Annotated in this window: 8 protein-coding genes; 1 reads left to right on the top strand and 7 read right to left on the bottom strand. The window is 55.6% G+C overall.

The window, feature by feature from the left end; genetic code table 11:
* A partial coding sequence (locus tag ACTO5E_RS09425) for a VOC family protein (protein ID WP_482303193.1) occupies positions 1-251 on the top strand: 251 nt, incomplete at its 5' end.
* 339 nt (positions 252-590) lie between these two features.
* On the opposite strand, the gene serS is transcribed toward ACTO5E_RS09425, so the two are convergent.
* From serS to mnmG, 7 genes are all read right to left on the bottom strand, one after another.
* Entirely contained in the window at positions 591-1,883 is a 1,293-nt protein-coding gene (gene serS, locus ACTO5E_RS09420) for a serine--tRNA ligase (RefSeq protein ID WP_482303192.1), read from the bottom strand.
* Between the two features lies 1 nt (position 1,884).
* Positions 1,885-2,748, bottom strand: a complete 864-nt coding sequence (locus ACTO5E_RS09415; RefSeq protein WP_482303191.1) for a ParB/RepB/Spo0J family partition protein — start codon at positions 2,746-2,748, stop codon at positions 1,885-1,887.
* 6 nt (positions 2,749-2,754) lie between these two features.
* Positions 2,755-3,519 carry a ParA family protein gene (locus ACTO5E_RS09410; protein WP_482303189.1) on the bottom strand — a complete coding sequence of 255 codons (765 nt, stop codon included), beginning with the start codon at positions 3,517-3,519 and terminating at the stop codon, positions 2,755-2,757.
* A 170-nt stretch (positions 3,520-3,689) separates the two neighbouring features.
* Positions 3,690-4,490, bottom strand: a complete 801-nt coding sequence (locus ACTO5E_RS09405) for a ParB/RepB/Spo0J family partition protein (protein ID WP_482303188.1) — start codon at positions 4,488-4,490, stop codon at positions 3,690-3,692.
* A 286-nt stretch (positions 4,491-4,776) separates the two neighbouring features.
* Positions 4,777-5,217 carry a GNAT family N-acetyltransferase gene (locus tag ACTO5E_RS09400; RefSeq protein ID WP_482303187.1) on the bottom strand — a complete coding sequence of 147 codons (441 nt, stop codon included), beginning with the start codon at positions 5,215-5,217 and terminating at the stop codon, positions 4,777-4,779.
* Positions 5,218-5,229: 12 nt separating this feature from the next.
* Complete coding sequence (gene rsmG, locus ACTO5E_RS09395) at positions 5,230-5,943, bottom strand: 16S rRNA (guanine(527)-N(7))-methyltransferase RsmG (RefSeq protein WP_482303186.1); 714 nt, start codon at positions 5,941-5,943, stop codon at positions 5,230-5,232.
* A partial coding sequence (gene mnmG / locus ACTO5E_RS09390; RefSeq protein ID WP_482303185.1) for a tRNA uridine-5-carboxymethylaminomethyl(34) synthesis enzyme MnmG occupies positions 5,940-7,158 on the bottom strand: 1,219 nt, incomplete at its 5' end. The genes rsmG and mnmG, both read right to left, overlap by 4 nt.

Below are 7,158 nucleotides of genomic sequence, written 5' to 3'. Positions count from 1 at the left end.
TGGAGGCCCCCCAGGACAGTCCCAAGCCTGTGGGCAACCCCATTGAGCTGGGCCGCACCTTTCACACCGAGGAGGCCCTTCGGCAGGCTTTTGCTCTGCTGAAGGAGGGCGGTCATGTGAAAATGGAGATTCGCGAACTGCCTTGGAGCCCTTGCGCAGCCTCTGTGACAGACCGGTTTGGGGTGAACTGGTACCTCTCCCTTCCCCAGCACCGCCCGCCAGAGGATTTCAAGCCTGGGGATGAAAAATGATAAAAAGCCATCCGGGACCTCTCCCCGGATGGCTTTTTTACTTATTCTTATCTCTTCCGTATCCGTTGGACCAGAGCCGCGCCGGTTATGCCCAGCACTCCCAGGAGAAGGTCGGCCCCAGCAAAAAGCAGAAACGCTGTCTCAAGGGAGAAAAACACCAGATACCCGCACAAAATCAAGACAGCGGCAACAGGAGCCAACTACCACATGGACGGCCAGCAGAATCAGCACAGTTATGGCAAGGTAAGGTCCAGGGAGCCCACCAGCCAGGTCACTCCGGACAGGGCAAACAGCAATAGCAACTGCGCTGTCAAAGCCATTACCACCGGCTTTTTCATCTCACTCCCCTTTGGGAGTCCCAATCACGGCCTTCCCCCCCATATACATGCGCAGGGCCTGGGGAATCTTCACAGTACCATCCGCCTGCAGATTATTCTCCAAAAATGCGATGAGCATTCTGGGCGGAGCCACTACCGTGTTGTTCAGAGTGTGGGGGAAGTAGTTGCCCTCTGTGTTCTTCACCCGGATGCCCAGCCGCCGGGCCTGAGCGTCTCCCATGTTTGAGCAGCTGCCTACCTCAAAATACTTCTTCTGCCGGGGAGACCAGGCCTCTACATCCACCGACTTCACCTTCAGGTCGGCCAGGTCGCCAGAGCAGCATTCCAGCGTCCGCACGGGAATGTCCAGCGCCCGGAAGAACTCCACCGAGTACTGCCACATTTTATGATACCACTCCATGCTCTCCTCGGGCTTGCAGACCACAATCATCTCCTGCTTTTCAAACTGGTGGATGCGGTACACCCCCCGCTCCTCAATGCCGTGGGCTCCCACCTCCTTGCGGAAGCAGGGGGAATAGCTGGTGAGGGTCTGAGGCAGCTGGTCCTCAGTCATCAGATTTCCGGCGAATTTTCCGATCATGCTGTGCTCGCTGGTGCCGATAAGGTACAGGTCCTCTCCCTCAATCTTGTACATCATGTTCTCCATCTCCGCAAAGCTCATCACGCCGGTGACTACGTCGCTGCGGATCATAAAGGGCGGAATACAGTAGGTAAAGCCCTTGTCAATCATAAAGTCCCGGGCAAAGGCCAGAATGGCCTCGTGCAGCCGGGCAATATCCCCCATAAGATAATAGAAGCCGTTGCCGCTGGTGCGCCGGGCGCTGTCCAGGTCAATGCCACTCAGGCGCTCCATAATGTCTGTGTGGTAGGGGACCTCAAAATCCGGCGCCACTGGCTCACCAAAGCGCTCCAGCTCCACATTCTCGCTGTCGTCATGGCCAATGGGGACAGAATCGTCAATAATATTGGGAATGACCATCATGCGCCTTTTGATCTCCTCGGTCATCTCCGCCTCTTTTTTCTCCATGGCTTCCAGCTCACCGGCAATGGCGGCTACCTGCTTTTTGGTCTCCTCAGCCTCGTCCTTCTTCCCCTCCTTCATCAGCCTGCCAATTTCCTTGCTGACTGTGTTCCGCTGCTGCCGCAGCTCATCTCCCCTGGCCTTGCTGGCCCGAAAGGCCTGGTCCAGCTCCAGAACCTCATCTACCAGGGCAAGCTTTTGGTCCTGAAATTTCTTCTTGATATTCTCCTTGACCAGCTCCGGGTTGGTCCTTACCAGCTTGATATCCAGCATGTCAATTCTCCTTATCCTGTAGTTTCAAATCGCTGAGAAGGTTCTGTAAATCCTCCTCGCCATAGAACTCAATTTGCAGCACGCCCTTTTTCTTGGTGCCCGCCACCTTTACCTTTCGACCCAGATAGTCCCCTACCGCTAACTGGGCCTCAGCGTAAAACTGGCTGGGCTGGGTAGATCGGGCCGCTGCCTTTTTCTCTCCCTGAGGGGGCTTTTTTGCCATGGCCTCCAGCTCCCGCACCGAGGCTCCTGCCTTTGCCTTTTCCGCTGCCAAGCGCATTTCTTCCTCATCGCCAAAGCTTAACAGCGTCCGGGCGTGTCCGGCTGAAATCTCCCCCTTCTCCACCATCTGCTGAATGTCCTCAGGCAGGTTCAACAAACGCAGGGCATTGGCTACTGCTGGCCGGGACTTGCCCACAGCCCTGGCAGCCTCCTCCTGGGTGAGCCCCTGGGTGTCGATGAGCCGCTGAAAGCCCCGGGCCTCCTCCAAGGGAGTCAGGTCCTCCCGCTGCAGGTTTTCAATCAGGGCAAACAGCATTTCCTCGTCGTCAGACATCTCCCGCACCACAGCAGGCACCTCTGACAGTCCTGCCATGCGGGAGGCCCGCCACCGGCGTTCACCTGCCACAATGCGATAGCCCCCGCTGACCATGGGCCTCAGCAGCAGGGGCTGCAGCACCCCATGCTGGGCAATGGACTCCGCCAACTCTGCCAGGGCCCCGCTGTCAAACTCCTTCCGGGGCTGCTCCCGGTTGGGCTCAATCTCCTCAATTCGTATGGTGACTGTGCCCTCAGCCCCGTCCGCCACATTTTCTGCGAATATGGCGTCAAGCCCCTTGCCCAGTCCTCTTTTCTTTACACTCATGCCACCTTATCCCTTCGTTTTTAAAACTTCCTCCGCCAGCTCCTGATAGGCCTTTGCGCCCTTGGAAAACTTGTCATAATACAGCACCGGCTGGCCAAAGCCCGGCGCCTCTGACAGCCGCACGGCCCGGGGGATCACAGTCTTGAACACCTTGCGGGGAAAATACTTCTTGACCTCCTCCACCACCTGCTGAGTCAGATTCAGCCGCCCGTCATACATGGTCAGCAAAACCCCCTCCAAATCCAGCATACTGTTATACTGACGCTTGACCCGCCGCACCGTATTCATCAGCTGAGACAGCCCTTCCAAAGCATAATACTCGCACTGGATAGGAATGAGGATGGTGTCCGCAGCATTCAGGGCATTGGTGGTGATGAGCCCCAAGGAGGGCGGGCAGTCGATAAAAATGTAGTCATACTGCCCCCGCACCGTAGAGAGGGGCTCCTTCAGCCGCTCCTCCCTGCGCTCCACCTCCACCAGCTCAATCTCTGCTGCGGCCATATCAATACTGGCAGGCAGCAGGTCCAGGTTTTTGAATTGGGTCTTGAAAATGGCCTCTCCTGCCTTGGCCCCGCCTATCACCACCTGATACATGGTAACCGGGCAGTTCCGGCGGTCCACTCCCACGCCGCTGGTTGAGTTGCCCTGGGGGTCTGCGTCAGCCAGCAGCACCCTTTTTCCCATGCTGCCCAGGGAGGCGGCCAGATTTACAGCGGTAGTGGTCTTCCCCACGCCGCCCTTTTGGTTAGCGATCGCGATTATCTTTCCCATTGGTCCTCTCTCCGATTCCTTTTTCTCTGACTCATTATACCATAAACCGCGGGGTATTACCAGCCCTAAATCACCTTCTGCCTTACTTTTTTGTTCCACGTGAAACAAAAAGTTAGCGGCCGGAGCTTGCGCTCCAGCCGCCTTCTGTGGGAAATGAATAAGGGAATGGGTTAAACTTGTACTCGTGATAATTTAGGAATGCGCACCACGCATTCAATGTATTCCTCCGTCTCCTTGCGCTCCGCCTGGGCCTCAATGCCGGCGGTTTTCATGGCGTCCACCGCGTGATCGATGGTGTTGATAAAGAGCCGGATATCTTTTGCTACAAAGGTCCGCCGGCCTCGTTTAACCGGCTGCTTTTTTTCCAGCGACTCCCCTACCAGCTGTTCTGTCTGCGCCACATTGAGCCCCTTCTGGATTACCGTCCGGAGAATCCGCTGCCTGCTTTCAATATCGTCCACACGCAGCAGAGCGCGGGCATGGCGTTCGGTCAGTCTGTGCTGAACAATCTCTGACTGCTCGTCCGGGCTCAGCTTCAGCAGGCGGACCTTGTTGGCCAAAGCAGACTGGCTCATGCCCAGCCGCCGGGCTGCCTCCTCCTGGGTAATCTGCCACTCCCGCAGCAGGTTGAGGATGGCGTTGGCCTGTTCAAACATTTGCAGGTCCCGCCGCTGAACGTTTTCCAGAAGCGCCAGCACAGCGCTGTCCTCAGGCTCGCAGTCTGAGATAATCACAGGGATATCCTTCATGCCTGCCATTTTGCAGGCTCTCAGCCGCCGTTCTCCTGCCACTAAATAGTACTGGCCATTTTCCCGGCGCACTGTTACAGGCTGCAGAAGACCGTTTTCCTGAATACTCTGCGCCAGTCCCCGGAGCTCGTCCTCCTGAAAGATTTTTCTGGGTTGTGAGGGGTTGGGCAGAATCTTCGAGGTGGGCAGCCGGGTGAGTTTAAGCTTGTCCTTCAGAAACATCTGCCTTACCTCCCTTGCAGGCTTATTATACTACATGGAGTATGCGTGATTTGTAAGAATCTGTCGGCCCGCAATTTTTTTATTGAACTGGGTGGAAGGTAGATACAGGTCTGCCAAAAGCGAACTCAGAAACAACTCGGTACTCTTAAAGTCAGGCTTTACTTCCGATGAAAATAAAAGCGTAGAAAACAAAAGTCTTACCCAAGTTCTGCCATCACAACAAAAGAAATCAGAATTTGAGGCCAAATAGCAAATTACCTTACACTTTATAATTCACTTCTCTCTATCACTTCAAATACTTCTTGAATCCCTTAACCTCGTCAAAACCCAAGGCACTGTAAAACTTGTGAGCTCCCTTCCGGTTCAGCCCCGAGACCAGCATTTCATAATGACAGCCCTGCTCTCTCCCCCACCTCTCAATCTCCTCAAACATCCTGCGCCCCACACCTGCGCCTTGACATTTCTCCAGCACAGCCACATTCTCCACCAGGAGAATGGGCGAACCGTCCCCGCAGATGTCCTCAAAGGCCAGTCCATACAAGCTGCCTACAATCTCTCCACTGTCCCTGTTCTCTGCCACCAGCAGATATTTTTGCTCATCTTTGGCAATATGGGTGATCAGCTCCGCCATCTTCTCCGGCTGACCAGGTCCGTCGCTGATCACCTGCATGACCAGGTCCAACCCTTCAATGTCTGAAACCTCTGCCTTGCGCATCAACAAATTCATAACGCTTCCTCCTTATAATGGGTGTTTGGCAATGGTGCCCCCATGACGTGGGTAGCTTCTGGGGGTAAAGCGCAGCTTGCGCACCACCACCAGATTTCTCTCCCCTGCCTCAGGCAGCTGAACTGCCGCCACCTTAATCTGATCCCCTCCCAGCAGCTTCAGGGCATTTCCGGCCTGTTCCAGCTCAAGACTGGCCCCCGGGCCCTTCATTGCCACAAAATACCCCTTCATCTTTACCAGGGGCAGACAGTATTCACTGAGAATGTTCAATGCCGCTACAGCTCTGGCTGTCACCAGGTCAAAGCTCTCCCGCAGTTTCTTATCAAGGCCAGCCTCCTCTGCCCTCTTATGCGCGCGGTCGCATGACAGGCCCAAGGCTGAGCAGACCGCACCCAAAAAGCGCAGGCGCTTGTTTGCCCCATCCAACAAGGTCACCTGCAAGTCTGGTCGCACAATTTTCAGCGGTACTCCCGGGAAACCCGCGCCGGTTCCCACATCCAACACCTTGGCCCCCTCCTTCAGGGGGCAGGCGGAAAGCACTGTAAGGCTGTCCACAAAGTGCTTCTCTACAATCTCCTCCGGCTCTGTAATGGCCGTCAGGTTCAGCTTTTCATTCCATTCCACCAGCAGCTCCATATACTGCTGAAACTGTCCCGCCTGCTCCGCTGTCAGCTTAACGCCAAATTGCTTTGCCATGGCGGTAAGGCTCCGCCGAATATCTGTCATGATTCTCCTCCTCGCTGCTCCTGTGCCGACAGCCAGATCATCAGCACCGAGATATCTGCCGGGCTCACCCCGGACACCCGTCCGGCCTGGCCAAGATTGGCCGGGCGAACCTTTTCCAGCTTCTCCGCTGCCTCCAACCGCAGCCCCCGAATTTGCTGATAGTCTATATTACTGGGCAGAGCCTTACACTCCACCCGCCGCATCTCCTCAATGTCTGCCAGCTGCCGGCGAATATAGCCCTCATACTTTAACTGAATCTCCACACCTTCCAGCACTGCTCCCGGCAGAGCGGGCCTTCCCCTGTCCAGCTCAGTCAGGTCCTGATAGGTGAGCTGAGGCCGCTTCAGCAGCTCGCTCAGCCGCACCCCCGTGGTCACTTCGGTTGTTCCACGTGAAACAAGCACCCTGTTCAGCTCATCGCTAGGAGGGAACACTGTCTCTGTCACCCGTTTCAGCTCCTGCTCTTTCTGCCTCTGCTTCTCCTTAAATTTCTCCCAACGACGGTCAGAAATCAAACCAAGCTCCCGCCCGATTGGGGTCAGCCGCTCATCCGCATTATCCTGGCGCAAAACCAAACGATACTCCGAACGGGAGGTCATCATACGATAGGGATCAGTGACTCCCTTGGTGATCAAATCATCGATCAAAGTGCCAATATACGAAGTCGACCGGTCCAATATCAAGGGAGTGTGACCCTGAAGCTTCCGGGCCGCATTCACCCCCGCGATCAACCCTTGAGCAGCCGCCTCCTCATAGCCTGAGCTTCCATTAAACTGCCCTGCCCCATACAGCCCCGGCCAGTCCCGAAATTCCAGACTTGCCTCCAACTGCAAAGGGTCGCAGCAGTCATACTCAATGGCATAGGCGCTGCGCATCAGCCTGACCTTTTCCAAACCCGGTATAGTATGATAAAAGGCCTCCTGCACCTCCTCAGGCAGAGATGAGCTCATTCCCTGAAGATAGAGCTCCTCTGTCTCAAGACCACAGGGCTCAAGAAACAACTGGTGCCGCTGCTTATCAGGAAAGCGCATTACCTTGTCCTCAATACTGGGACAATAGCGGGGGCCAACCCCCTCAATCAGTCCTGCGTACAGGGGTGAACGGTGAATATTCTCCCGTATAACCTGGTGGGTCTCCTCATTGGTCCAGCTCACATGACAGACCGCACGGTTGCTCAACTCCCCCTCCGTATCAAACGAGAAGGGCACAATCTCC

The organism is Acutalibacter sp., assembly GCF_056800975.1.
The sequence above is the reverse complement of the archived record's forward strand: the minus strand, read 5'-3'. Positions and strand labels throughout refer to the sequence as shown.

What these genes read in the sequence shown, in the direction of transcription:
- rsmG (WP_482303186.1), bottom strand. Translation starts at nt 5,943, where the DNA reads ATGACAGATATTCGGCGGAGCCTTACCGCCATGGCAAAGCAATTTGGC.
- ACTO5E_RS09405 (WP_482303188.1), bottom strand. Translation starts at nt 4,490, where the DNA reads ATGTTTCTGAAGGACAAGCTTAAACTCACCCGGCTGCCCACCTCGAAG.
- ACTO5E_RS09410 (WP_482303189.1), bottom strand. Translation starts at nt 3,519, where the DNA reads ATGGGAAAGATAATCGCGATCGCTAACCAAAAGGGCGGCGTGGGGAAG.
- ACTO5E_RS09415 (WP_482303191.1), bottom strand. Translation starts at nt 2,748, where the DNA reads ATGAGTGTAAAGAAAAGAGGACTGGGCAAGGGGCTTGACGCCATATTC.
- serS (WP_482303192.1), bottom strand. Translation starts at nt 1,883, where the DNA reads ATGCTGGATATCAAGCTGGTAAGGACCAACCCGGAGCTGGTCAAGGAG.
- ACTO5E_RS09400 (WP_482303187.1), bottom strand. Translation starts at nt 5,217, where the DNA reads ATGAATTTGTTGATGCGCAAGGCAGAGGTTTCAGACATTGAAGGGTTG.